This window comes from Micromonospora sp. NPDC049662, from assembly GCF_040675055.1.
In the GTDB taxonomy this organism is placed as follows: Bacteria; Actinomycetota; Actinomycetes; order Mycobacteriales; family Micromonosporaceae; genus Micromonospora.
This window is the reverse complement of the sequence record NZ_JBFAOC010000082.1, coordinates 1-24,636: the sequence shown is the minus strand read 5'-3', so window position 1 is coordinate 24,636 and position 24,636 is coordinate 1. Positions and strand designations below refer to the sequence as shown.

The 24,636-nt window shown below is 74.5% G+C and carries 18 protein-coding genes and 1 pseudogene; 16 read left to right on the top strand and 3 right to left on the bottom strand.

Features of this window, described 5'->3' with window-relative positions:
• Positions 1-1,248, bottom strand: a pseudogene (locus tag AB0J36_RS32485) (hypothetical protein); the annotation flags it as partial.
• A gap of 147 nt (positions 1,249-1,395) precedes the next feature.
• On the opposite strand from AB0J36_RS32485, the gene AB0J36_RS32480 reads away from it, so the two are divergent.
• Positions 1,396-2,394: a hypothetical protein gene (locus AB0J36_RS32480; protein ID WP_357120828.1), complete on the top strand. Its 999-nt coding sequence runs from the start codon at positions 1,396-1,398 to the stop codon at positions 2,392-2,394.
• Positions 2,391-3,416: an HAD-IIA family hydrolase gene (locus AB0J36_RS32475; protein WP_363661521.1), complete on the top strand. Its 1,026-nt coding sequence runs from the start codon at positions 2,391-2,393 to the stop codon at positions 3,414-3,416. The genes AB0J36_RS32480 and AB0J36_RS32475 overlap by 4 nt, the downstream gene beginning before the upstream one ends.
• A gap of 119 nt (positions 3,417-3,535) precedes the next feature.
• On the opposite strand, the gene AB0J36_RS32470 is transcribed toward AB0J36_RS32475, so the two are convergent.
• Positions 3,536-3,874 (bottom strand): SCP2 sterol-binding domain-containing protein, encoded by a 339-nt coding sequence (locus tag AB0J36_RS32470; RefSeq protein ID WP_355050207.1) that lies wholly within the window; start codon positions 3,872-3,874, stop codon positions 3,536-3,538.
• A 111-nt stretch (positions 3,875-3,985) separates the two neighbouring features.
• Here AB0J36_RS32470 and AB0J36_RS32465 point away from each other — a divergent pair, with 111 nt between their 5' ends.
• The 5 genes from AB0J36_RS32465 (at position 3,986) to AB0J36_RS32445 (ending at position 10,678) form a co-directional block, all read left to right on the top strand.
• Positions 3,986-4,657, top strand: coding sequence for a hypothetical protein (locus AB0J36_RS32465; protein ID WP_363661520.1), 672 nt, complete (start codon positions 3,986-3,988; stop codon positions 4,655-4,657).
• Positions 4,654-4,935 carry a hypothetical protein gene (locus AB0J36_RS32460; RefSeq protein WP_357120838.1) on the top strand — a complete coding sequence of 94 codons (282 nt, stop codon included), beginning with the start codon at positions 4,654-4,656 and terminating at the stop codon, positions 4,933-4,935. Before AB0J36_RS32465 ends, AB0J36_RS32460 begins: the two co-directional genes overlap by 4 nt.
• 37 nt (positions 4,936-4,972) lie before the next feature.
• Positions 4,973-5,827 carry a TlyA family RNA methyltransferase gene (locus tag AB0J36_RS32455; protein ID WP_363661519.1) on the top strand — a complete coding sequence of 285 codons (855 nt, stop codon included), beginning with the start codon at positions 4,973-4,975 and terminating at the stop codon, positions 5,825-5,827.
• A gap of 88 nt (positions 5,828-5,915) precedes the next feature.
• On the top strand, positions 5,916-6,800 hold the full coding sequence (locus tag AB0J36_RS32450; RefSeq protein WP_357120844.1) for an NAD kinase: 885 nt from the start codon (positions 5,916-5,918) through the stop codon (positions 6,798-6,800).
• Positions 6,801-6,958: 158 nt separating this feature from the next.
• Positions 6,959-10,678, top strand: coding sequence for a S8 family peptidase (locus tag AB0J36_RS32445; RefSeq protein WP_363661518.1), 3,720 nt, complete (start codon positions 6,959-6,961; stop codon positions 10,676-10,678).
• Between the two features lie 54 nt (positions 10,679-10,732).
• On the opposite strand, the gene AB0J36_RS32440 is transcribed toward AB0J36_RS32445, so the two are convergent.
• Positions 10,733-11,752 (bottom strand): helix-turn-helix domain-containing protein, encoded by a 1,020-nt coding sequence (locus tag AB0J36_RS32440; protein ID WP_357120850.1) that lies wholly within the window; start codon positions 11,750-11,752, stop codon positions 10,733-10,735.
• Between the two features lie 102 nt (positions 11,753-11,854).
• Between AB0J36_RS32440 and recN the strand changes: the two genes are divergently transcribed.
• The 9 genes from recN to AB0J36_RS32395 all read left to right on the top strand — a co-directional run bounded on the left by recN (position 11,855) and on the right by AB0J36_RS32395 (position 24,569).
• Positions 11,855-13,612, top strand: a complete 1,758-nt coding sequence (recN, locus tag AB0J36_RS32435) for a DNA repair protein RecN (RefSeq protein WP_357120853.1) — start codon at positions 11,855-11,857, stop codon at positions 13,610-13,612.
• A gap of 119 nt (positions 13,613-13,731) precedes the next feature.
• A complete protein-coding gene (steA, locus tag AB0J36_RS32430) occupies positions 13,732-14,910 on the top strand; it encodes a putative cytokinetic ring protein SteA (protein WP_355050199.1) in 1,179 nt (392 codons plus the stop codon).
• Positions 14,911-14,937: 27 nt separating this feature from the next.
• Complete coding sequence (locus AB0J36_RS32425; protein ID WP_355050198.1) at positions 14,938-15,879, top strand: copper transporter; 942 nt, start codon at positions 14,938-14,940, stop codon at positions 15,877-15,879.
• 43 nt (positions 15,880-15,922) lie between these two features.
• Positions 15,923-16,789, top strand: a complete 867-nt coding sequence (locus AB0J36_RS32420) for a hypothetical protein (RefSeq protein ID WP_357120857.1) — start codon at positions 15,923-15,925, stop codon at positions 16,787-16,789.
• A 1-nt stretch (position 16,790) separates the two neighbouring features.
• Positions 16,791-18,482, top strand: a complete 1,692-nt coding sequence (locus AB0J36_RS32415) for a lipid II flippase MurJ (RefSeq protein ID WP_357120860.1) — start codon at positions 16,791-16,793, stop codon at positions 18,480-18,482.
• Positions 18,483-18,513: 31 nt separating this feature from the next.
• Positions 18,514-19,662, top strand: a complete 1,149-nt coding sequence (locus AB0J36_RS32410) for a glycosyltransferase family 4 protein (protein WP_357172041.1) — start codon at positions 18,514-18,516, stop codon at positions 19,660-19,662.
• Positions 19,662-22,064: a hypothetical protein gene (locus AB0J36_RS32405; protein ID WP_357172042.1), complete on the top strand. Its 2,403-nt coding sequence runs from the start codon at positions 19,662-19,664 to the stop codon at positions 22,062-22,064. Before AB0J36_RS32410 ends, AB0J36_RS32405 begins: the two co-directional genes overlap by 1 nt.
• Before the next feature lie 163 nt (positions 22,065-22,227).
• Positions 22,228-23,973 carry a CTP synthase gene (locus AB0J36_RS32400; RefSeq protein WP_357120869.1) on the top strand — a complete coding sequence of 582 codons (1,746 nt, stop codon included), beginning with the start codon at positions 22,228-22,230 and terminating at the stop codon, positions 23,971-23,973.
• Positions 23,970-24,569 carry an NUDIX hydrolase gene (locus AB0J36_RS32395; protein ID WP_357172043.1) on the top strand — a complete coding sequence of 200 codons (600 nt, stop codon included), beginning with the start codon at positions 23,970-23,972 and terminating at the stop codon, positions 24,567-24,569. Before AB0J36_RS32400 ends, AB0J36_RS32395 begins: the two co-directional genes overlap by 4 nt.
• Positions 24,570-24,636: the final 67 nt, after the last annotated feature.

The following is a 24,636-nucleotide window of genomic DNA, read 5'->3' as shown; positions in this document are numbered from 1 at the left end:
GAGGGTGGTTTCCGTGGTGGGGACCGTCGTGAGGGTGGCTACCAGGGTGGCGGTGACCGTGGTCGTTCCGGTCCGTCCCGTGAGGGTGGCTTCCGCGGCGGTGACCGTCGTGAAGGTGGCTTCCGCGGTGGTGACCGCGAGGGTGGTTTCCGTGGTGGCGACCGTCGTGAGGGCGGCTACCAGGGTGGCGGTGACCGTGGTCGTTCCGGTCCGCCCCGCGAGGGTGGCTTCCGCGGCGGTGACCGTGACGGTGGTTTCCGTGGTGGGGACCGTCGTGAAGGTGGCTACCAGGGTGGCGGTGACCGTGGTCGTTCCGGTCCGCCCCGTGAGGGTGGCTTCCGCGGTGGTGACCGCGAGGGTGGCGGCCGCGAGGGTGGTTTCCGTGGTGGGGACCGTCGTGAGGGTGGCTACCAGGGCGGCGGTGACCGTGGTCGTTCCGGTCCGCCCCGCGAGGGTGGCTTCCGCGGCGGTGACCGTGACGGTGGTTTCCGTGGTGGCGACCGTCGTGAAGGTGGCTTCCGGGGTGGCGACCGCGAGGGTGGCTACCAGGGCGGCGGTGACCGTGGTCGCTCCGGTCCGTCCCGTGAGGGTGGCTTCCGCGGCGGCGATCGCGAGGGCGGCTTCCGTGGTGGAGAGCGCCGTGAAGGTGGCTTCCGCGGTGGTGACCGCGAGGGCGGTTTCCGTGGTGGGGACCGTCGTGAGGGTGGCTACCAGGGCGGCGGTGACCGTGGTCGCTCCGGTCCGCCCCGCGAGGGTGGCTTCCGCGGCGGCGATCGCGACGGTGGTTCCCGTGGTGGCGACCGCCGTGAAGGTGGCTTCCGGGGTGGCGACCGCGAGGGCGGCTTCCGTGGTGGAGAGCGCCGTGAGGGTGGTTTCCGCGACGCGACGCGCTCCGGCGGGCCGCGCGAAGGTGGCTTCCGCAGCGGTGACCGCGAGGGTGGTTTCCGTGGTGGCGACCGTCGTGAGGGTGGCTACCAGGGTGGCGGTGACCGTGGTCGCTCCGGTCCGCCCCGCGAGGGTGGCTTCCGGGGCGGGGACCGTGACTCCGGTGGCTTCCGGGGCGGTGAGCGTGGCGCCCCGCGTCCGGGCGCGTCGCGCGAGGGTGGTTTCCGGGGTGGCGACCGTGATGGCGGTTTCCGAGGTGGCGACCGCCGGCAGGGTGGTGCTCCCCGTGAGGGTGGATACCGCGGTGGCGACCGTGACGGCGGCTTCCGGGCCGACGACCGGCCGCGTCGCGAGGACGACCACCGCCGCGACGAGCGTGGGGCCGGCCCGGAGGCGTCCGAGGGTGGGCGCGGCGCGGCCCCGGTCCTACCGGACGACATCGTCGCGACCGACCTCGACAAGGATGTCCGTGCCGAGCTGCTCTCGCTGAACAAGCCGGTCGCCGAGACCGTGGCCCGACACCTGGTCGCCACCGGTCAGCTGATCGACGAGGACCCGGCCGAGGCGTTGGCCCACGCGCTGGCCGCCCGGCGGCTGGCGTCGCGGATCTCCGCTGTCCGCGAGGCGGTCGGCTTGGCCGCGTACCACGCGGGGGAGTGGCAGACCGCGATCGCCGAGCTTCGGACGTACCATCGGATGACCGGTTTGCAGAGTCACCTCGCCGTGCTCGCCGACTGCGAGCGCGCGCTCGGCCGGCCGGAGCGGGCGATCGACCTGTACCGGGGCGCCGACCAGGAGAAGCTGGACCAGGCCGTCGCGATCGAGCTGCTGATCGTCGCCGCCGGGGCGCGGGGTGATCTCGGCCAGAAGGACGCCGCGGTCGCCATGCTCCAGGTGCCCGACCTGACCAGCGAGACGGCAGCGCCGTGGACGGCGCGACTGCGGTACGCGTATGCCGACGCGCTGCTCGCGGTGGGCCGGCGTGAGGAGGCTCGCGAGTGGTTCTCCCGTGCCGCCGACGTGGACACCGAGGGCGAGACCGACGCCGCGGAGCGGCTGCTCGAACTCGACGGCGTCGTCATCGAGGGCGACGAGGAGGACGAGACCGAGGAGATCGCCGCCGGACCGGGCACGCCGGGCGCCGTACCGGCTCAGCCGGACACGGACCTGACCGCAGGTGACGACGACGAGGACGACCCCGACGACGACGAGGACTTCGAGGACGAGGACCCCGACGACGACGAGGACTTCGAGGACGAGGACGAGGACTTCGACGACGACGAGGAGGACGGCGTCACCGGTCGCTTGGCGACGGACGCCGACCGGGTGGATGTCGAGGACGTCGACGGTGACGACGAGGACGTCGACGGTGACGACGACCTGCTCGCTCCGGAGAAGGACAACGCCTCCCCGGCTCTGACCACGCCCGCCGACGACGGTGGCCGGGTCGTGAGCGGCGACGAGACCGCCCCCATCCGGGGCGACGAGCCGGAGTCGACGCAGCGGTGAACGCGGACGCCGGGAAGCGGCTGATCGACGGGTACAGCCTGGTCGTCTTCGACCTGGACGGTGTGATCTACCTGATCGACCGGCCGATTCCCGGCGCCGTCGAGGCGGTGGCCCAACTGCACGCCGAGGGGCGGGCGGTGGCGTACGCCACCAACAACGCCTCACGTCGCTCCAGCGACGTCGCCGACCTGCTGACCGGGATGGGCGTGCCGGCGCGGCCGGAAGAGGTCCTCACCTCCGCGGCGGCGGCGGCCGAGCTGCTCCGCGACCGGCTCCCGGCCGGCGCTCGGGTGCTGGTGGTCGGCGCGGAGGCGCTGCGCGCCGAGCTACGGGCGGTCGGACTGACCCCGGTCGCTCGCGCCGACGAGAAGCCGGCCGCGGTGGTGCAGGGCTACGGCCCGCAGGTCGGCTGGGCCGAGTTGGCCGAGGCGTCGCTCGCGGTCCGGGCCGGCGCGATCTGGGTCGCCACCAACACCGACCGCACGCTGCCGAGCGCCCGAGGCCCGCTGCCGGGCAACGGGTCACTGGTCGCGGTGCTGCGGACCGCGTTGGAGCGGGATCCGGACCTGGTGGTCGGTAAGCCGGAGTCGGCCCTGTTCGAGACCGCCGCCCGGCGCGGCGACGGCGGGAAGGCACTTGTCGTCGGTGACCGGCTGGACACCGACATCGAGGGCGCCCGCCGCGCGGGGCTGGACAGTCTGCTCGTCCTCACCGGTGTCAGTGACGTACCCGAGCTGCTCGCGGCCGAGCCACGACGGCGGCCCACGTACGTCGCGCGGGACCTGGCGGGGCTCTTCGACCCGGCGGCGGCGGTGCGGGTCCCGGGCCCGACGGACGCCGGCGGCTGGTCCGTCACGGACCGCGACGGGACGCTGGAGCTGGCGGGTAACGGCCGGGCGCTGGACGCGCTGGCCGCCCTGTGCGCGGCGGCCTGGGCGGCCCCGACGACGCCGGCGATCCGCCCGGCGGGCCCGGACGCGGCTGCCGCCCTGAAGAGCTTCGGGCTGCCCACCGACGCGTGAGGCCGACCACCGCGTGAGGCCAGCCGCCGCGTCAGGCGGTCCGTGCGGCGTGGAACCGGCTGACGGCGCTGACGGCTGAGGCCAGCCACCGCCACCCCGGGCCGGGGGAGCGCGAACCTCTAGAGGAGCTTGCGCAGCTTCATCAGGTCGAACGGGTTGGCCTTGATCGACACCCGGCGGGAGGTGACCGCCTTGGTGACGTCCAGATCGCCCCGGACGAGGGCGAGCAGGTCGTCGCTGGACGTGCTCAGCGCAATCTTGGCCTTCGGGTCGTCGCCGTCGGCCAGCTCGACGAGCCGGCCACCGCTGATCCGCCCGTGAAAGGCCGTGTCCAGGTCGGTGATGCGGCAGGCCAGAGTGCGCTCCAGGTCGATACGCTCACGGACCGTCTCGGCGTTGCGATCCAACCGGGCGGCCAGCTCCTGCAACGCCTGCCGGCACTCGTCCACGCTGGCCACATGTCCCCCTCGCCGATCGCCACGCCGTCCCCGGCACCGTACCGCACGGGACAGTCCGGGGTGCCCGGTAGCGTGACACCTGCAGACCCCGCCCGATGGAAGGACCAAGGCATGCAGGACGCGTGGCGCGCCTACCTCGAACTGGCCCTGGGCCTGGCGGAGGCGCCCCGGAAGAAGGCGCAGGACGCGGTGCGTCGTGTCGTCGGCACGGGCGGGGCGACCGCCGCCCAGCTGCAGGCGCTCGGCGAGGAGTTGGTCAGCACCAGCGCCGCCAACCGGGAGTCGTTGACCAAGCTGGTCCGCTTCGAGGTCGACCGGGCCCTCGGCGCGGTCGGTCTGGCGACGGCCGACGAGGTGGCCGAGCTGACCCGACGGGTACGGGATCTGGAGCGGCAACTGCGCGAGGCGCGGGCCACCGAGTCCCCCGCGGCGACGACGGCCAGCGGTCCGTCCGCCGCCGAGCCCGCGCCGAAGTCCACGTCGCAGCCCGATCCGACCCGAGCGGCGCAGCCCGGCGACGGCCTGGTGCCGTCGGACGGCCCCGCCGGAGCGCCCGTCGCCCAGCAGGCCGCCGCGCCCGTCGCCCAGCAGGCCGCCGCGCCCGTCGCGAAGAAGGCGATCGCGAAGAAGGCCGTCGCGAAGAAGGCCATTGCCCGCAAGCCTCCCGCGACGATCAGCCGGACCGGCGACGATCAGTCAGCCGACCAGGACGACACCCCGACTCCGGCGGACATGCCGGCGAAGAAGGCCGTCCGTAAGCGCCGCCCGGATGGTGGGTCGTGACCGACGGCGTTCGTCCGGGCCCACCCGGGGGCTTCCGGCCCGGCCCGCCGCCGGCCGGCCCGTTCGCGGCCCGGCCGGGTCCGCCAGTCGGCGCCCGCCCCGGCCCGCCGCCCGACCTGGCGACCGGTGCCGACGACGCCGCGAGCCACCCGGCGGTCGAGGCGGCCGTGCGGGCCATGGACAACGCGGCGGCGCTCGCCCCGGCCGACCAGATCGCCCAGTACGAGGCGGCCTACGAGACGCTACGCGAGACCCTCGCCACGATCGATCAGACCTGACCAGGGCGACTCCGCCCGACAGACCGGAGAAACACCCATGGCACGTCGCAACCGGCTGGACGCCGAACTCGTCCGTCGCGGGCTGGCCCGCTCACGTGAGCAGGCCGCCGCGCTGGTCGAGGCCGGCCGGGTCCACCTGCGCGGAGTGACCGCGCGCAAGGCCGCCGCGATGGTCGACCCCGCCGACCCGCTGTTGGTCACCGGCGAGGACCCGACCGAGGAGTACGTCTCCCGGGGCGGGCACAAGCTCGCCGGTGCGTTGGCCGCGTTCGGCGGGCTGCGCGTCGCCGGACGGCGCTGCCTGGACGCGGGTGCCTCGACCGGGGGCTTCACCGACGTGCTGCTGCGCGCCGACGCCGCCGAGGTGGTGGCCGTGGACGTCGGCTACGGGCAGCTCGCCTGGTCCCTGCGGACCGACGAGCGCGTCCGGGTGCTGGAACGCACAAACGTCCGTACCCTCGTCGCCGACGCGATCGGTGGGCCGGTCGACCTGACGGTGGCCGACCTGTCGTTCATCTCGTTGCGGCTGGTGCTGCCCGCGTTGGCCGGCTGCACCCGCGACGACGGCGACCTGGCCCTGATGGTGAAGCCGCAGTTCGAGGTGGGCAAGGAACGGGTCGGGGCCGGTGGCGTGGTCCGCGACCCGGCGTTGCGCGCCGAGGCGGTGCTCGACGTGGCCGCGGCGGCGGCCCAGCTCGGCCTCGGCGTGGCGGACGTGGCGGCCAGCCCGCTGCCGGGGCCCAGCGGCAACGTCGAGTTCTTCGTATGGTTGCGCCGGGGCGCGCCGGCGGCCGACCCGCAGCGGGTACGGGCCGTGGTGGACGCCGGGCCGGACGGCACGACGACGGCCGGCGACGTGCCGGGCGTGGCGGCGGAGGAGGTCGCGGGGTGAAGGCGTACAGCGAGCGGCACACGACGGCACGTGGGCGTGCCGGGGCATGGCTGTCGGGCCGTGCGGTCGCGGACGGGCGGCCGGTCCGATGAGCCGCACGGCGCTGCTGGTGACCCACACCGGTCGTCGGCGCAGCACCGAGCACGCCCGGTCGGTCGCCGCCGACCTCATCGCCGCGGGCTTCGAGGTGCGGGTGGTCGCCGAGGAGGCCGAGGACCTCGACCTGCCCGGAACGGTTCCGGTCACCGGTCCGGAGGCCGCCGAGGGCGCCGAGATCGTCTTCGCGCTGGGCGGGGACGGCACCTTCCTGCGCGCGGCGGAGTTGGCCCGCCCGGCGAAGGCGCCACTGCTCGGCATCAACCTCGGCAAGGTGGGCTTCCTCGCCGAGGCGGAGATCAACGATCTGGACCACGCGGTCCGGGACGTCGTCGAGCGCAACTACACCGTGCACGAGCGGCTCACGCTCGACGTCACGGCCGAGTTCGACGGTGGCCCGACCATCGAGTCGTGGGCGCTCAACGAGATCAGCGTCGAGAAGGGCGAACGGGCGCAGATGCTCGAACTCCTCGTCGACGTGGACGGCCGCCCGTTGTCCCGCTACGGCTGCGACGGCGTGGTCTGCGCCACCCCCACCGGCTCCACCGCGTACGCGTTCTCCGGCGGCGGTCCGGTGGTCTGGCCGGAGGTGGAGGCCCTGCTGCTGGTGCCGATCAGCGCGCACGCGTTGTTCAGCCGGCCCCTGGTCACCGCCCCCACCTCGACGTTCGTCATCACCGTCGACCCGTTCACGACCCTCGCCGTGCTCGCCTGCGACGGCCGGCGGGTCTACGACCTGCCGCCCGGTGCCCGGGTGACGGTGCGTCGAGGAGCCCTGCCGGTGCGCATCGTGCGGCTGCGTGCCCGTCCGTTCACCGACCGGCTGGTCGCCAAGTTCGGCCTGCCGGTGCACGGCTGGCGGGGCAGCCGCCGGTGACGGTGGCACACACCGTCGGTGTCCGGCGGTTGTCCACCTGACGACATGTCGCCGCTGCGGCGGCGAGAGGCTAGTGACCTGGTTGTGCGCTGCGTCGCAGACTCCCATCGGTCCTCATCCACGGATGTCGGGCCCGAAGGAGTGAAGGAGCGCATCGCATGCACTGGTCCCCCCGCTGGCTCAGCGCCGGCGCGGTCGGCGCGTTGGTGGTCGGCCTCGCCGCGCCGGCTTCCGCCGAGCCGCCCGTCCGGCCCACCGGCCCGAGCCTGGGCGCGTCCGCCCCGGCCGTCGCGCCCGTCCGCATCACCCTCATCACCGGCGACCAGGTCGAACTGTCGCCGGCCGCGCCGGGTCGGGTCGCCGCCACGGTACGCCCGGGACCCGGGCGGGAGCGGATCATCTTCCAGACCCTCGAGGTCGACGGCGGGCTGCGGGTCCTGCCCAGCGACGTCGCTCCCTTCATCTCCAGCGGTGTCCTCGACGCCAACCTGTTCGACGTGCAGGAGTTGGCCGCCGACGGCTACGGCGACGCCGCGCAGGGCGCGCTGCCGCTGATCGTGCGCTACCAGGAGCCGTCCGCCGGCCGGGTCCGGCCGCTCGGTGGCGTCACCGACGCCCGGCCCCTGCCGAGCATCAACGGGGCCGCGCTGCGGGTCGACAAGGCTGACCTGGGTGGCCTGTGGGCCACGCTCGCCGGCACGCCGACGACCCGGACCACGACCGCCGCGCCCCGGCTGGGCGGCGGCGTCGCCCACGTCTGGTTGGACGGTCGGGTGCGCCCGACGTTGGAGCACAGCGTCCCGCAGATCGGCGCTCCGGCGGCCTGGGCGGCCGGCCGCGACGGCAGCGGCGTGACGGTGGCCGTGCTCGACACCGGTGTCGACGCCACCCACCCCGACCTGGCCGGCCGGATCGCCGAGGAGCGGGACTTCTCCGGCAGCGGCAGCGCCCGTGACGGCCACGGCCACGGCACCCACGTCGCCGCCACCATCGCGGGCAGCGGAGCGGCGTCGGCGGGGCTGCGCAAGGGCGTCGCCCCGGGCGCGCGGCTGCTGGTCGGCAAGGTGCTCGACGACGGCGGCGCCGGCTACGACTCGGCCATCATCGCCGGCATGGAGTGGGCCGCCCACTCCGGCGCGAAGGTCGTCAGCATGAGCCTCGGCGGCGGTCCGACCGACGGCACCGACCCGATGAGCCAGGCGGTGAACGACCTGACCGCCGAGACGGGCGCGCTGTTCGTGATCGCGGCCGGCAACTCGGGCGAGGCGCGGAGCGTCAACGCGCCGGGCGCGGCCGCGGCGGCGCTCACCGTCGGCGCGGTCGACCGCGACGACAATCTGGCGGACTTCTCCAGCCGGGGACCGCGCGTGGGCGACAACGGCATCAAGCCCGAGATCACCGCGCCGGGCGTGGGCATCGTCGCCGCGCGGGCCGCCGGCACCACCATGGGTACGCCGGTCGACGACGCCTACACGGCGGCGTCCGGGACGTCCATGGCCACCCCGCACGTGGCGGGCGCGGCGGCGATCCTCGCCCAGGACCACCCGGACTGGAAGGCCGGCGCGCTCAAGGACGCACTGGTCAGCACCACGAAGGCGAACCCGGAGCTGACCGTCTTCGAGCAGGGCGGTGGTCGGGTCGACGTGGCGCGGGCGCTCACCCAACGGGTGTACGCGTCGGCCACCGCCGACTTCGGCCGGGTCACCACCGGCGGACCGGTGGCCGAGCGCAGTGTGACGTACACCAATGGCACCTCCGTCGCGCGGACCCTGCGCCTGGCCCTGGAGCTGCGCAACCTGGACAGCGGCGCGGCCGAGACCGACGGCGTCGCCGTCGGCGCGGGCGAGGTGACCGTGCCGGCGGGCGGCAGCGTGGCCGTGCCGCTGCGGGCGGACCCGGCGAAGCTGGCCCGGGGCCCGCACGGGGGCGCTCTCGTGGCGACCGGCGCGGACGGCGTCGCCGTGCGCACGCCGGTGGGCCTCACCGTCAGCGGACCGCAGCACGACGTCACGATCAAGGTGCTGGGCCGGCAGGGTCAGCTGACCCTCTCGCCCGCCCTGACCCTCTTCGGTGAGCAGCCCGAATCGGACTACTGGGGCTGGTGGCCGGGCGAGGGCACCCTGCGGGTCGAGGAGGGCAGCTATCTGCTGACCGCGCTGGTGGAGCACGGCGTTCCCCTGGACGAGCAGTTGACCCAGGCCATCGAACCCGAGCTGAACGTCGACCGGGACCTGACGGTCGTGCTCGACGCCCGCACGGGTACGCCGGTACGCGTCGAGACGCCGAAGCCCAGCGAGCAGCGGGCCACCCTCAGCTTCTACGTGCACCGGGTGTTGGGCAACGGCCGGCAGATCGACCACGGCGTTATGGCGTACAGCACCGTCCAGCAGGTCAATGTCACGCCGACCCGCCCGGTACGCCAGGGTGAGTTCGAGTTCGCCTCCCGCTGGCAGCTCGTCGCGCCCATGGTGGACGCCACGGTCACCGGTGTGTCCGCGCCGTCGGACATCAACCTGCTGGGCTCGTCCCCGGCGCCGACCGGGCGACGGAAGCTGCCGCTGGTCTGGGCGGGCACCGGCACGCCCGCCGAGCTGACCCGGGCGCGGGGCGCGGCGGCGTTGCTCACCACCGATGAGAACCGCAGCGAGGAGGAGCAGGTGGCCGCGGCGGCGGCGGCCGGCGCGGCGGCGGTCCTGATCGTCCGCCCCGAGGACCAGAGCGCGTGGACGGTCTGGCGTCCCGAGGGGGAGCGGCTCGGTGTCCCGGCGATGGTCGTGGCGTACGACGACGGGCAGCGACTCATCGCGGCGGCGCGTCGGGGTCGCGCGACGCTGGACCTCACGCTGACCGTGGACAGCCCCTACCTGTACGACGTGTGGCAGGTGTCGAAGGGGCGGGTGCCGGAGCGCATCGTGCACACGGTCACCGCGGGAAACACCGCCGAGGTGACCGCGCGGTACGGCGACACCGGCGCGGGCTGGGCCACCGAGGAGCGGTTCGGTTGGCGTCCGTGGCAGGAGTACGCCTGGAACGACGACCAGCGCCTGGTCCACAACGGGACCACCCGGCAGGAGTTCGTCAGCGCCGGCGACAACTGGTGGCAGCACCGGGTGCTGCACAAGCAGATGTTCATGCAGTGGGGGCAGTTGACCGGCGGGCTCACCCAGGAGCCCCGGCGGTACGCCGCCGACGACCGCGAGACCGAGTCCTGGCACGCTCCGGTGGTCCGTCCGGCCGTGCCGGCGACCGGCGCGCCGGTGCCGACGCGCAAGGGCGACGTCCTCGACGTTCGGGTGCCCGAGTTCGTCGACGCCGACGGGCACTACAGCGTGGCGGGCAACAGCGAGGAGTCGGACAGCGTCGAGGCCCGCCTCAGCCGGGACGGGCGGCAGATCGCCGACCTGTCCGACGGCTGGACGCCGGTGCCGACCACGGCGGGGGCGGCCCGTTACCGACTCGACGTGACTACGCGGCGGGCCTCGGACGGGTGGCGTTACGGCACCCGGACGGACACGGCGTGGCAGTTCACCTCGGCCCGCCCGGCGGGTGCGGCGGCGACGCCGCTGTCGCTGCTGCAGGTGGACTACCGGGTGCCGGCCGACCTGTCCGGCACCGTGCCCGGCAACCGCCCGCACCAGGTGGGGCTGACCCTGCGCCAGCCCGCCGGAGTGGCCGCTCCGAAGGGCGCCGGCGTGAGCGTGCAGGTCTCCTTCGACGAGGGCGTCACCTGGCGGTCCGTACCGACCCACGGGTCGGGTGTCCGCTACACGGCGACGGTGCCGGCCGGACGCGGAACGGTGTCGCTGCGGGTGCACGCCGCCGACCGGGCCGGTAACACCGTCGACCAGACGGTGCTGCGGGCGTACGGGCTGCGCTGATCGCCGAACCCGGCCGGGCCCACCGTCGTGTCGATGGTGGGCCCGGCCGCGTCGTCAGAGCCAGCCGCGCCGGGCGACCTGGAACGCCAGCCCGGGACGGGTGTCGACACCGGCGGCGTCCATCAGGTCGGCGAGGCGGCGCTGCACCGTCCGGCGACTCACCCCGAGTTGGGAGGCGATGGACTTGTCCGGTACGCCGGCCACGAACAGCGACAGCAGTCGCGCCTCGTCGGCGTCGGGCCGGTAGCCGTCGGCCGGACGGTCGTCGCCGGTGTCGCGGCGGTGCTCGGACGTCGCGCCGGACAGCGGATCGTCGAGCCGCAGCCGGGTGGCGACCCGCCAGTGACTCTCGAAGAGGGCGAGCAGCGCGTCGAGCAGTTGACTGCGACCGATCACCGCGGCGCTCGGCTCGCCGCCGTACCGGTCGGGCACCAGCGGGCAGATGGCGGTGCGCCCGTCCACGATGGCCAGTCGGACCGGCAGGCGGTCCAGCACCCGGGCCTGCTCACCGGCGGCGACCCCCTTGGCCAGGTCGGCCAGCGCGCCCGGTTCCAGCAGCAGGTCCCGCTCGTAGATGGCGCGGTAGCTCACCCCACGGGCGAGGGCGTCGAACTCCTCGACGTTCTCCGGGCCGGCCATCGCGAGGGGGTTGGCGCGGCAGAACCACAGCACCTCCTCGCGGGCCGAGTTCTGCAGGTCACGCAGTCGGTCGCGGAGCGTCCGTCCGCCACGGATCACCTCGACCAGGTGGTCGACGTGATGGCGGCGCAGGCCGGCGCGGTACTCCTCGGCCAGTTGGGTGACCCGGCGGCGGGCGGCCTCCAGGTCCTCCTGGCGGCGCAGCAACGTGGCGCCGAGGGCGACGTCCGGCGCGGTCGGGCGCAGCGGGCCGTCCGGGTCGTTCTCGGTGGGCTGCACGAGACCCTTGGCCCGTAACGCCTCGATCTGCTCGACGACCTGCGCCCGGGGCCGTCCCAGCCGGCCGGCCAGCTCGTCGACGCGAGCCGTGGTGAGCTGGAGCAGGCAGCGGTACAGCTCCTCCTCGGCGGGGGTCAGGCCGATCACGTCCAACACGGGGCAAGACTGTACGTCGGCGAGGTCACGGCCGCAGCGCGGCCCGGTCGTGGGGCCCGTCGGCTGGTCAACTGTCGGCCCACGCGTCTACTGTCGGGTGCTGTGCTGGAAGAGCTGCGCATCACCGGACTCGGCGTCATCGAGGACACCACACTGCCGTTGACCGGCGGCATGAACGTCATCACCGGCGAGACCGGTGCCGGCAAGACGATGGTGGTCACCGGCCTCGGCCTGCTCTTCGGCGGCCGGGCCGACGCCGGGCGGGTGCGTGCCCAGCCGGGCCGGGCCGTGGTCGAGGGGCGGCTACGCCTCACCGGTCGCGTCGCCGACACGGTGCACGCCCGGATCGGCGACGCCGGTGGCGAGCCCGACGAGGACGGCTCGCTGCTGCTGAGTCGTACGGTGACCGTGGAGGGCCGCTCGCGGGCCCACCTGGGTGGCCGGAGCATGCCCGTGTCGATGCTCGGCGAGGTCGGCGAGCAGGCGGTGGCCGTGCACGGTCAGTCCGACCAGCTGCGCCTGCTGCGTCCGGCCGAGCAGCGGGCCGCGCTGGACCGGTTCGCCGGGCCGGCGCACGAGAAGCTGCTCGACGCGCTGCGCGAGGCGTACACCGGTTGGCGGCGGATCGTCGACGACCTGGCCGACCGGCGGCGCAACGCCCGCGAGCGCAGCCAGGAGGCCGACCTGTTGCGGCTCGGCCTCGACGAGATCACCCGCGTCGACCCGCAGCCCGGCGAGGACGACGAGCTGAAGACCGAGGCGCAGCGGCTGGAGCACGCCGAGGGTCTGCGGACGGCCGCGCAGCTGGCCCAGCAGTGCGTGGCGGGCGGCGCGGACGCGGCCGACGAGACGCCGGACGCGGCGGCGCTGCTCGGCACGGCCCGGCGCACTCTGGAGGCGCAGGCCGGCACCGATCCCGCGCTGGGCGAGCTGGCGGCCCGCCTGGAGGAGGCGGCCACCCTGGTCACCGACGTGTCGGCGGAGCTGTCGGCGTACCTGGCGACGCTGGATGCCGACCCGGCCCGGTTGCAGCACGTCTACGAGCGGCGGGCCGCGTTGCGCGCGTTGACCCGCAAGTACGCCGACGACGTCGACGGGGTCGTCGCGTGGGCCGAGCGGGCCCGCACCCGACTGTCCGACCTGGACACCTCCGACGACCTGCTCGACGAGCTGGACCGGGAGGGGCAGCGGCTGGCCGCGGAGGTGGCCGACCTGGCTGCCCGGGTGTCGGTGTCCCGGCAGGAGGCGGCGGTCCGCTTCGCCGACCAGGTCACCGTCGAGTTGGCCGGTCTGGCGATGCCGCACGCGCGGATCGAGGTGGCGGTGCTGCCCCGACCGGCGGGCCGGGCCGAGCCGTCGTTGACGGTCAACGGCGTCGAGGTGGGTGTCGCGGCCGACGGCGGCGACGAGGTGGAGTTGCGGCTGTTGGCCCACCCGGGCGCGCCGTCGTTGCCGTTGCAGCGCGGCGCCTCCGGCGGTGAGCTGTCCCGGGTGATGCTCGCCATCGAGGTGGTCTTCGCCGGCTCCGGCGGGCCGCCCACGCTCGTCTTCGACGAGGTCGACGCGGGTGTCGGCGGTCAGGCCGCGGTGGAGATCGGCCGGCGGCTGGCCCGGCTGGCCCGCAGTCACCAGGTGTTGGTCGTCACACACCTGCCGCAGGTGGCCGCGTTCGCCGACCGGCATCTCGTGGTCGCGAAGGACACCGGCGGCGCGGTGACGACCAGCGGTGTACGGGTCGTGGAGGACACCGAACGCGCCCGGGAACTGGCCCGCATGCTGGCCGGTTTGCCCGATTCGGATCTGGGTATCGCCCACGCCGAGGAGCTTCTGGCCGTCGCGGCGAAGGAAAGGCGGTTGTGACGCCGCGTATTGTGGGCGCAAGCACACCGGCTCGCGTCGGCGTGTGCTTCCCTGGGTAGGCGGCCCTGCTCAGGCATGTCGCGACAGAAAAGCCTGCCTCACATGCCAGGATGGTCACGATGCGTCTACCCACGTTGCGCCGGAACCGGAATGCCGAACCGGGCAGAGTCCTCGGCACCGCGCGCCTTGATCGCCGGACGAAACGCCTGGTCGGCCGGCTTCGCCCCGGTGACATCGCGGTCATCGACCACGTCGACCTGGACCGGGTGGCGGCCGACTCGTTGGTCGCTGTCGGTGTCGCCGCGGTCCTCAACGCCAAGCCGTCGGTCTCCGGCCGCTATCCCAACCTCGGGCCGGAGGTGTTGATCGCCGCCGGGATCCCGCTGCTGGACGACCTCGGCGAGGGCGTCTTCGAGCGCATCCGCGAGGGTGACCAGGTACGCGTCGAGGGCAACACCGTGTTCGCGGGCGAGGAGCCGGTGGCGCACGGCACCCTGCAGGACGCCGAGTCGGTCGCCAAGGCGATGTCCGACGCCCGGGAGGGGCTGTCGGTGCAGTTGGAGGCGTTCGCCGCCAACACGATGGACTACCTGCGCCAGGAACGCGACCTGCTGCTCGATGGCGTGGGCGTACCGGACATCCAGACCCAGATCCAGGGCCGACACTGCCTGATCGTGGTGCGCGGCTACGACTACAAGGCCGACCTGGACGTGCTGCGCCCGTACATCCGGGAGTTCAAGCCGGTGTTGATCGGCGTGGACGGCGGCGCGGACGCGCTGGTCGAGGCCGGGTACACCCCTGACATGATCATCGGGGACATGGATTCGGTCACCGACGACGTGCTGCGCTGCGGCGCCGAGGTGATCGTGCACGCCTACCCGGACGGTCGGGCGCCCGGTCTGCCCCGGGTCAACGGGCTCGGCGTCCCCGCCATCACGTTCCCGGCGGCGGCGACCAGCGAGGACCTGGCGATGCTGCTGGCCGACGAGAAGGGCGCCTCCCTGCTGGTCGCGGTCGGCACCCACGCCACCCTCGTCGAGTTCCTCGACAAGGGGCGCGGCGGGATGGCCTCGACGTTCCTGACCCGGCTGAAGGTCGGCGGCAAGCTGGTCGACGCCAAGGGTGTGAGCCGGCTCTACCGGCAGAGCATCTCCGGCTCGTCGTTGCTGCTGCTGGTGCTCTCGGCGATCGCGGCGATGGCCTCCGCGGTGGCGGTCTCCACCGTCGGGAAGGCGTACCTGGGTGTGGTCGCCGAGTGGTGGGACAATTTCGTGTTCCAGCTGTACCGGCTCTTCTAGTTCCCGAGCGATCAAGAGGCTGCAAGCGTGATCAACTTCCGCTACCACGTGGTGTCCCTCACCGCGGTCTTCCTGGCTCTGGCGATCGGCCTGGTGGTCGGCACCGCCGCCCTCAACGGCCCGGTCGCCGACTCGCTCAAGCAGCAGGTCACCGGGTTGCGCAAGGACAACCAGCAGTGGCGTCAGCAGGTCGCCAACATGGAGAAGCAGCTCGGTCTGGAAGAGGAGTTCGCCGAGGAGATGTCCCAGGTGGTCCTGCCGGGCACCCTCACCGGACGCCGGGTGGTGGTGCTCAGCCTGCCGAACGGGCGTGACCACACCGAGGGTGTGCTCAAGAAGCTGCAGCAGGCCGGCGCCACCATCACCGGTCGGGTCGACCTGCAGGACAAGTTCATCAACCCGGACAACAACTCCAATCTGCTGGAGTTGGCCGTCACCGCCGCCCGGCCCACCGCGCAGACCACCGGCCTGCCCGGCAACGGGCACGGCGTGGAGACCTCCAGCGCGCTGCTGGCCAGCGTCCTGCTGGACCGCGCCCAGGGCACCGCGCCGGTCAGCGACGCCGACCGGCGGGCGGTGCTCGCCGCGTACAACAACGCCGGCTACCTGACCACCGACAACAACAAGGTGACCGGCCCGGCGGAGGCGGTCGTCGTGGTGAGCGGCCAGCCGTATGTCGACAAGGACTCCGAGAAGCGGGACGAGTCGGTCGTCAAGATCGCCGAGCAGTTCGACCGGACCGGGGCGATCGTGGTGGGCGGCAACGGCTCCGCCGGCGGCAACGTGGTGTCCGTGGTCCGTGGCGACCCGGTGCTGTCGCAGACCATCTCGACCGTCGACAACGCCAACACCGTCCAGGGGCAACTGGTCACCAGTCTGGCGCTGGTGCAGCAGCTCACCGAGAAGAAGGCCGGCCAGTACGGCGTCGGCGACAACGCCGCGTCCCTGCTGCCTAGACTGCCCCAGTGAGCGAACGACGTACCGCCGTGTCCGTAATCGACGAGGTGCCGGCATGAGCACGCTGGGACGGCTGCTGGTCGCCGCCGCCGGAGCGGCCGCCGCCCGGTACGCGCTGCGCGAGGTGCGGACCGCCCCGGTGGGGCCGGCGCTGGAGCGCACCAACTTCCGCGGCCGTACGGTGACCCTCGCCGCCGGTCCGGCGCTCGCGGCCGGCGCGACCGCCGCGGGCGCGTTCGGCGCGACGAGTGCCGCCTCCGGTGGCGCCGCCCTGGTCGCCGGCCTCGGCGCCGGTGGTGTCGGGCTCTACGACGACGTGGTCGGGGCACGACCGGAGCAGAAGGCGGCCAAGGGCTTCGCCGGGCACCTCGCCGCGTTGCGTGCGGGGCGGGTCACCGCCGGGCTCGTTAAGGTGGTCGGGGTGGGGGCGGCCGGGCTGGGCGCCGCCGCACTGCTCGCCGCCGACCCCCGCGTCGCCGCGCACCCGCGCCGGCAGCGCCACGGCGCGTTCGGCCGGGGAGTCGACGTGCTGCTCGGCGCTGGCGTGATCGCCGGCACCGCCAACCTGCTCAACCTGCTCGACCTGCGACCCGGCCGGGCCATCAAGTCCGGGCTGCTGCTGGGCGCGCCGCTGACCGGCGGCCCGCACGGCGGGATCGCCGCCGGCGCGGCCGGCGCCGCCGCCGGACTGCTCGGCGACGACCTGTCCGAGAACGTCATGGTCGGCGACAGCGGCGCGAACGCGCTCGGCGCGCTGCTCGGTGTGGCGCTCGCCGCCCGCACCGGTCCGCTCGGTCGGGCCGGCCTGCTCGCCGTGCTGGCCGGGCTCACCGCCGCCAGCGAGAAGGTCAGCTTCACGGCGGTGATCCAGCGGACCCCGGGCCTGCGGGAGCTCGACGCCCTGGGCCGGCGCACCGACTGACGTGACCAGACCGGCCCCCCTCGCCGGCGCCGGCCGGCTGGCCGGGGCAGCCGCGCTCATCGCCGTGCTCACCGTGCTCAGCCGGCTCGCCGGCTTCGGCCGCACCGCCCTGTTCACCTGGAGCCTCGGGAACACCGACCTCGGCGGCACCTACGTGGTGGCCAACGCGGTGCCGAACTTCATCTTCGAGATCGTCGCCGGTGGCGCACTGGCGAGCCTCGTCGTACCGCTGCTGGCCGGCGCCGTCGGGGCCGGCGACCGGACGACGGTCGCCCGGACCACCGGCGCGCTGCTGACCTGGACGGTGGCGCTGCTGGTGCCGCTCGCGCTGCTCGTGGCGCTGTTCGCCGGCCCGGTAGTCGGGTCGCTGGGGCACCACCTCACCGACGCCCAGCAGCACAGCGGCGTACGGATGCTGCGGGTCTTCGCGCCGCAGCTACCGCTGTACGGGGTCGGCATCGTGCTCACCGGGGTGCTCCAGGCGCACCGCCGCTTCGCCTGGCCGGTGCTCGCCCCGCTGCTGTCCAGCCTCACCGTGATCGTGGTCTACCTGGGGTTCACGGCCACCCAGGGCCGCTATGCCACGGTCGCCGGGGTGAGTCCCGGCGGCGAGGTGCTGCTCTCCGCCGGCACGACCCTCGGCGTGGTGGTGCTGTCGCTGTCGCTGCTCATCCCGATCCGTCGGTTGCGGCTGGGGGTACGGCCCGGGTTCGGGTTCCCCGCCGACGCACGGGCCCGGGTCGGCGCGCTGGCGGTGGCGGGCGCGGTCACCGTCACGACGCAGCAGATCGCCCTGATCGTCAGCCTGAACCAGGTGACGGCGGGCGCGCGCAGCAACCCCGGCGTCTACAACCTGGCGCAGACCGTCTACCTGCTGCCGTGGGCGGTGCTGGCGGTGCCCCTGGCCGTGGCGGCCTACCCGACCCTCGCGGCGGCCCGGTCGGCCGGCGACGAGGACGCCTACCGGGCGACCCTCGCTCCGGCCGTGCGCGGGGTGCTGCTGTTCAGTTGCCTCGGCGCGGCCGCGCTGGTCGGAACCGCGGGGCCGATCGGGCACTTCTTCTTCCCCGCGTCCACCGCGCCCACCGCCGCCGCCGCGATCATCGGTTACGCCCCGGGCCTGGTCGGCTACGGCCTGTTCGCGATCCTCACCCGGGCGCTCTACGCGCGGGGGCAGACCCGGGCGGCGACGGTGGCGACCGCCGTCGGCTTCCTCGTGGTGCCGGTCGCGGTGCTGGCGCTCGGCCGGATCCTGCCGTTGACCGACCGGGTGCTCGCCGTGACGTCCGCGAACTCGGTGGGCATGGTCGTGCTGGGCGCGCTGCTGGTCGTCGCGGTGGCGCGGGCCGCCGGCACACCGGCGCTGGCCGGCGCGGCGCGCGCCGGGGCGGCCGGCCTCCTCGCCGGCCTCCTCGCCGCGTTCGCCGGGCTGGGCCTGAGCCGTTGGCTCGACAGGCTGGACGGCGGCACCCCGACGACGGCCGTGGCGCTCGGTCAGGGCATGCTGTCCGGGGTTCTGGTCGGTGTCGTGTTCCTCGTCGTGGTCTGGTTCGTCGACCGGCGGGACGTACGGCCGCTACTGACCGGGGTGGCTCGCCGCCTCCGGCGGGGCCAGCGGGGCCGGGCCGGCACGCCCACGCCGGGCGCGGTGCCCCCGGAGCGGGGCGACGGGAAGGAGACGGCGGTTCGGTGAGCGTTGTCAACACCAACCGGCGGTGGCCGGCATGACGGAGACCAACGGCTGGTCGGGCACCGTGGCGCTGGTGCTGGCGTCCAGCACCGGTGGGGTCGGCCAGCACGTCCGTTCGGTCGCACGGGGGCTCGTCGCGTCCGGCGCGACGGTGCTGGTCTGCGGGCCGGCGGCGACGCAGGAGCAGTTCGACTTCACCGGCGTCGGCGCGCGTTTCGAACCGGTGGAGATCCCGGCCAGCCCGACCCCGGCCGACGCGCGGGCGGTGCTCGCCCTGCGGCGGGTGCTCGCCACGGCCCGGGTCGACGTGCTGCACGCGCACGGTCTGCGCGCCGGTCTCGTCGCCGTACTGGCCCGGCCGACCGCCCCGCTCGTGGTGACCTGGCACAACGCCGTCCTCGCGGGCGGGTTGCGCGGCGGGGTGTCCCGGCTCGTCGAGCGGGTGGTCGCCCGGGGGGCCCGGGTGGCGCTGGGGGCGTCGTCCGACCTGGTCGGGCGGGCCACCGCGCTGGGCGCCGCCGACGCGCGGCTCGCCCCGGTCGCCGCCCCGACGCTGGCCGCGCCGCGTCGGCGTCGCGCCGCCGTCCGCGCCGAGTTCGGCGTGGGACCGGAGCAGCCGCTCATCCTCTCGGTGGGGCGGCTGCACCCGCAGAAGCGCTACGACGTGCTGGTCGACGCGGCGGCCCGCTGGCGGACGCGTACCCCACCGCCGGTCGTGGTGATCGCCGGAAGCGGCCCGGCGTACCTGTCGTTGGCCGCGCGGATCTCGGCGGCCCGCGCTCCGGTGACCCTGCTGGGGCACCGTACCGATGTGGCCGACCTGCTCGCCGGCGCCGACCTCGCGGTGGTCACCAGCGACTGGGAGGCGCGGCAGTTGTTCGCCCAGGAGGCGATGCGGGCCGGCGTGCCGTTGGTGACGACGGCGGTGGGCGGCCTGCCGGAGCTGGTCGGTGACGCCGCCGCGCTGGTCCCCTCGGTCGACGTGGACGCGGTCGACGCGGCGGTGCGCGCGCTGCTGGACGACCCGACGGCCCGGACCGATCTGGGTCGGCGCGGCGCCGAACGGGCGGCGACGTGGCCCACCGAGGCGGACACGGTCGCCGTGCTGGCGGCGGTCTACGCCGAACTGGCCGCCCACCCGGCGGCGCCCGGCTCCGACGCGCCCCTGACGGGACACCGCTGATGGTGCGTCGACTGGCCCCGGCCCTGTTGACCGTGCTCGTGGTGGCGTTGGGCGTCGCCGCGCTGGCCGTCCGGCCGCCGCAGGGCACGCCGCAGCGCACCGCCGACTTCGTGGTGCTCGCCGGTGTCTCGGGGCTGCGCTGGGAGGACGTCGACCAGCAGCGCACGCCGACACTGTGGCGGATGGCCCAGGAAGGTTCGATCGGCTCGCTGTCGGTGCGGTCCGCGCACCGGCCCACCTGCCCGGTGGACGGCTGGTTGACGCTCGGCGCGGGCAGTTTCGCCGGCTGGAACGGCGCCCGCCCGGACGGCGGCTGCCCGCCGGCCTCGGTGGCCGTGGAGCAGCCGGACGGGATCGGCGCGAACCTGCCCGACCAGGAGAGCGTGGTCCAGTACAACCAGCAGCGGCTGCCGTGGGGCACGATGCCCGGGTCGCTGTCGGAGTCGGTGCGCTGCTCGGTCGCCGTGGGGCCGGGCGCCGCCGTGGCCGCCGCGCGGCCGTTCGGCCGGGTCGACAGGTACGCCGCGGGGCTGCCGGCCGACCCGCGTCGGCTGCTCGGCTCGTGTGTCCTGAGCATCGTCGACCTCGGCACGATCGAGGGGAGCGATCCGGCGGCGCGCGCCGAGGAGGCACGGGTCGCCGACGCCCTACTGGCCCGGGTCCTGGCCGCCCGCCCGCCGCGGTCGCTGGTGCTGGTCGCCGGCATCTCCGACACCGAGCGGCCGTCGCGGCTGCACGTGGCGATCGCCGACGGGCCGGGTTGGGAGCGGGGCTGGCTGACCTCGGCCAGCACCGACCGTGACGGTTACCTCCAGCTCGTCGACCTCGCGCCGACGGCGTTGGCCGCGCTGGGCCGGCCGATGCCGGAGCGGCTGTTCCTCGGCCGGCCGGCGGTCAGCACCGGTGGTCGGCCGGCGGACCTGACGGAGGCGATCAACGCCCCGGCGGACGCCGACCGGGAGGCGGCCGCCCAGCGGACCGTCTCCGGCGGGTTCTTCGCCCTGCTCGCCGGGGCGCAGGTGCTGCTGGCCCTGGCCGTGCTGCCGTTGCTGCGCCGCGCGCGGCCACACGCGGGCCCGACCGGCCCGACCCCGATCCCGGCCCGGGTCCTGGCGGTGGTCGAGCTGCTGCTGGTCGCGGCGGCGTTGACCGTCCCGGCCGCGTTGCTGGCCGACGCCGTCCCCTGGTGGCGCGGCGGGCACCCCGGGTGGATCTTCGCCGGGGTCACCGCGCTGCTGGTCGCGGGGGGCACGGCCGCGGTCCGCTTCGCCCCCGGGTACGCGAGGACCCTCGGCCCGGTCGGCGCGGTGGCCGGCCTGACGACCCTGGTCGTCGGCGTGGACGTGCTGACCGGGGCCCGCCTCCAGCTCAACGGCGTGGTCGGCTACTCGGCGTTGCAGGGTGGTCGGTACGCCGGGCTGAGCACGGTCGCGCTGGGGGTGTTCCTCGCCGGCGCGCTGGTGACCGGCGGGTGGCTCGCCCAGCGGGTGCACCGGCGCTGGCGGCCCGCCGTGATGGTCGCCGTGGGTGGCCTCGCCGTGGTGGTGGCCGGCAGCCCCTACCTCGGCGCCGACCCGGTCGGCGCGATCGCGCTGACCGCCGGCCTGAGCGTGGCGGCGGCGATCAGCGCCGGTGGCTGGCTGACCATCAGTCGACTGGCGTGGGCCACCATGGCCGCCCTGGCGGTCGGTATCGGCTTCGCCGTCGTGGACCTGCGCCGGCTGCCGGCCGAGCGGGGGAGCCTCGGCCGGTTCCTGTCCGCGGTCGGCGACGGCACCGGCGGTTTCACCGTGCACCGATCCAGCACGGCGAACTTCGAGACGTTGGTGAACAGCCCGTTGACGGTGCTGGCGCTCGCCGGCGGGCTGCTGGTGTGGTTCGCCCTGCTGCAGCCGTGGGGTGGACTGATGCGGCTGTTCGGCATCTACCCGGCGGTGCGGGCGGCGTTCGCCGGCACGGCGGTCGCGGCGGTGCTGGGCGGTGTGCTCGACGGTGCCGCACTGGACGTGGCCGGCGCGGCGGCCGCCCTGGTGGTGCCGCTGGCGGCGCTGGCGTCGCTGCGGGTCCTCGGGCACGCCGCCGACCGGACCCGCCCCGCCACGGGCCGCGAGCGGGAGAACGATGCCGACGACGATCCGGGTTCCGGGGGCGACGGGCCAGCCGGTGGGGGGAACGGTCCGACCGGCGGCGGTGGTCCGCTCGGAGCGGGTCACCCCCGGCCGGTCGGCGGTTCGCCCGCCGCGCCACCCCGTACCGTCGTCCTGGGGCCGGACCTGGGCTCGCCGGCGGCCGACGGCCCCGGCCGGTCGGACGGTCCGACGGCGGGCGCTGCGGCCACCCCTCCGGCGCAGCGGCGTCCGACGGACACGCCAGCGCCATCGAGCGAGGTTGCCACCTCCTGACCGCCGGACGCCGCCCGGGTGGCCCGTTCCGGTCCCACCCGGGGTGCGGCCTGCGAGTACCCGTCGTGAAGGTGTTACCGTGGAATCCCGTGGATCGCGTGATCACTTTGCTGATCGAGCACGGCGGTCTGCATGACCGCGACAGACGACACGGGAGCAGGCCTTGGCCCCATCAGCACGGACGACCAGGCACATTTTCGTCACCGGGGGCGTCGCCTCCTCGCTGGGTAAGGGCCTCACCGCCTCCAGCCTCGGCAACCTGTTGACCGCGCGCGGGCTCCGCGTCGTGATGCAGAAGCTCGACCCCTACCTGAACGTCGACCCGGGGACGATGAACCCGTTCCAGCACGGCGAGGTCTTCGTCACCGAGGACGGCGCCGAGACCGACCTCGACGTCGGGCACTACGAGCGTTTCCTCGACCGGGCGCTGTCCGGCAAGGCGAACGTCACCACCGGGCAGATCTACTCCGACGTGATCGCCAAGGAGCGGCGCGGCGAGTACCTGGGCGACACCGTCCAGGTCATCCCGCACATCACCAACGAGATCAAGTCGCGGATCCTGGCGATGGCCGACCCGGACGAGGACGGCGTCCTGCCCGACGTGGTCATCACCGAGGTCGGTGGCACGGTGGGCGACATCGAGTCGCTGCCGTTCCTGGAGGCGATCCGTCAGGTCCGCCACGACCTGGGCCGGGACAACTGTTTCTACCTGCACGTCTCGCTGGTGCCGTACCTGGCGCCGTCGGGCGAGCTGAAGACCAAGCCGACCCAGCACTCCGTGGCCCAGCTGCGCAACATCGGTATCCAGCCGGACGCCATCGTGCTGCGCTGCGACCGGGAGATCCCGGTGAAGCTCAAGGAGAAGCTGTCGCTCTACTGCGACGTCGACGCCGAGGCGGTCGTCGCCGCCCCGGACGCCCCGAGCATCTACGACATCCCGAAGGTGCTGCACCGCGAGGGGCTCGACGCGTACGTGGTGCGCCGGCTCGGGCTCTCGTTCCGGGACGTGGACTGGGCGAGCTGGGACGACCTGCTGGAGCGGGTGCACCGCCCGCGGCACACGGTGACCGTCGCGGTGGTCGGCAAGTACGTGGACCTGCCCGACGCGTACCTGTCGGTGAGCGAGGCGATCCGGGCGGCCGGTTTCGGTAACCGGTCCCGGGTGCAGCTCAAGTGGGTGCCCAGCGACGAGTGCGTCACCCCGGCCGGCGCGGCGGCGGCCCTGGCCGGCGTGGACGGCATCCTCATCCCGGGCGGGTTCGGCGTCCGGGGCATCGAGGGCAAGATCGGTACGGCCCGGTACGCGCGGGAGAACGGCATCCCCCTGCTCGGCCTCTGCCTCGGACTGCAGTGCATGACCATCGACGTGGCCCGGCACCTGGCCGGCCTGGACGGCGCCAACTCGTTGGAGTTCGACGAGCAGGCCGCGCACCCGGTCATCGCCACCATGGCCGACCAGGAGGACATCGTCGCCGGCAAGGGCGACCTGGGCGGCACCATGCGGCTCGGGGCGTACCCGGCGACGTTGACCGAGGGCTCGATCGTCGCCGAGGCGTACGGCAGCACCGACATCAGCGAGCGGCACCGGCACCGCTACGAGGTCAACAACGCCTACCGGGACGCGTTGACCAAGGCGGGCCTGCACATCTCCGGCACCTCGCCGGACGGCCGGCTGGTCGAGTTCATCGAGCTGGACCGCGAGCTGCACCCGTTCTTCGTGGCCACGCAGGCGCACCCGGAGCTCAAGAGCCGCCCGACCCGCCCGCACCCGCTGTTCGCGTCGTTCGTCAAGGCCGCGGTGGCGTACTCGCAGGCCGACCAGTTGCCGGTCGACCTCGATCCCGCCGCGGAGGCCCCGTCGGCCCGCAAGGCGGCCCGCAACGGCGCCGCCACGAAGGCGTCGGCGTGAGCGAGCATCGCTACGAGGTCCGTTCCCGCGAGGAGCGGTACCGCGGGCGGATCTTCGACGTGGTCACCGAGGAGGTGACCATGCCCGGCGGCGGGACCGCGCTGCGCGACCTGGTCCGGCACGTCGGGGCGGTGGCCGTGGTGGCCCTGGACGACGCCGGTCAGGTGGTGCTGATCCGCCAGTATCGGCAACCGGTGGGCCGGCACCTCTGGGAGCTGCCGGCCGGGCTGATGGACGTCTCCGGCGAGGAGTTGCCGGCCGCCGCGCTGCGGGAGCTGGCCGAGGAGGCCGACCTGACCGCCGGGCGGATCGACGTGCTGGTCGACCTGCACAGCTCGCCCGGGTTCACCAACGAGATCGTCCGGGTCTTCCTGGCTCGGGACCTCGCCGACGTGCCGGCCGACGAGCGGCACGAGCGCCACGACGAGGAGGCCGACCTCCAGGTCGTCCGCGTCGACCTCGACGAGGCGGTCGGCATGGTCCTGGCCGGCGAGATCACCAACGCGTCCGCGGTGGCCGGGCTGCTCGCGGCGGCGCGTGGCCGGGACACCGGCTTCGCGGCGCTGCGCCGGGCGGAGGCGCCGCTGCCGCGCTGAGCGCCGCAGTTCGGTCCAGCCGATCATCGAGTACGCGCCAGAGGGGCCCCGCGGTCAACCGCGGGGC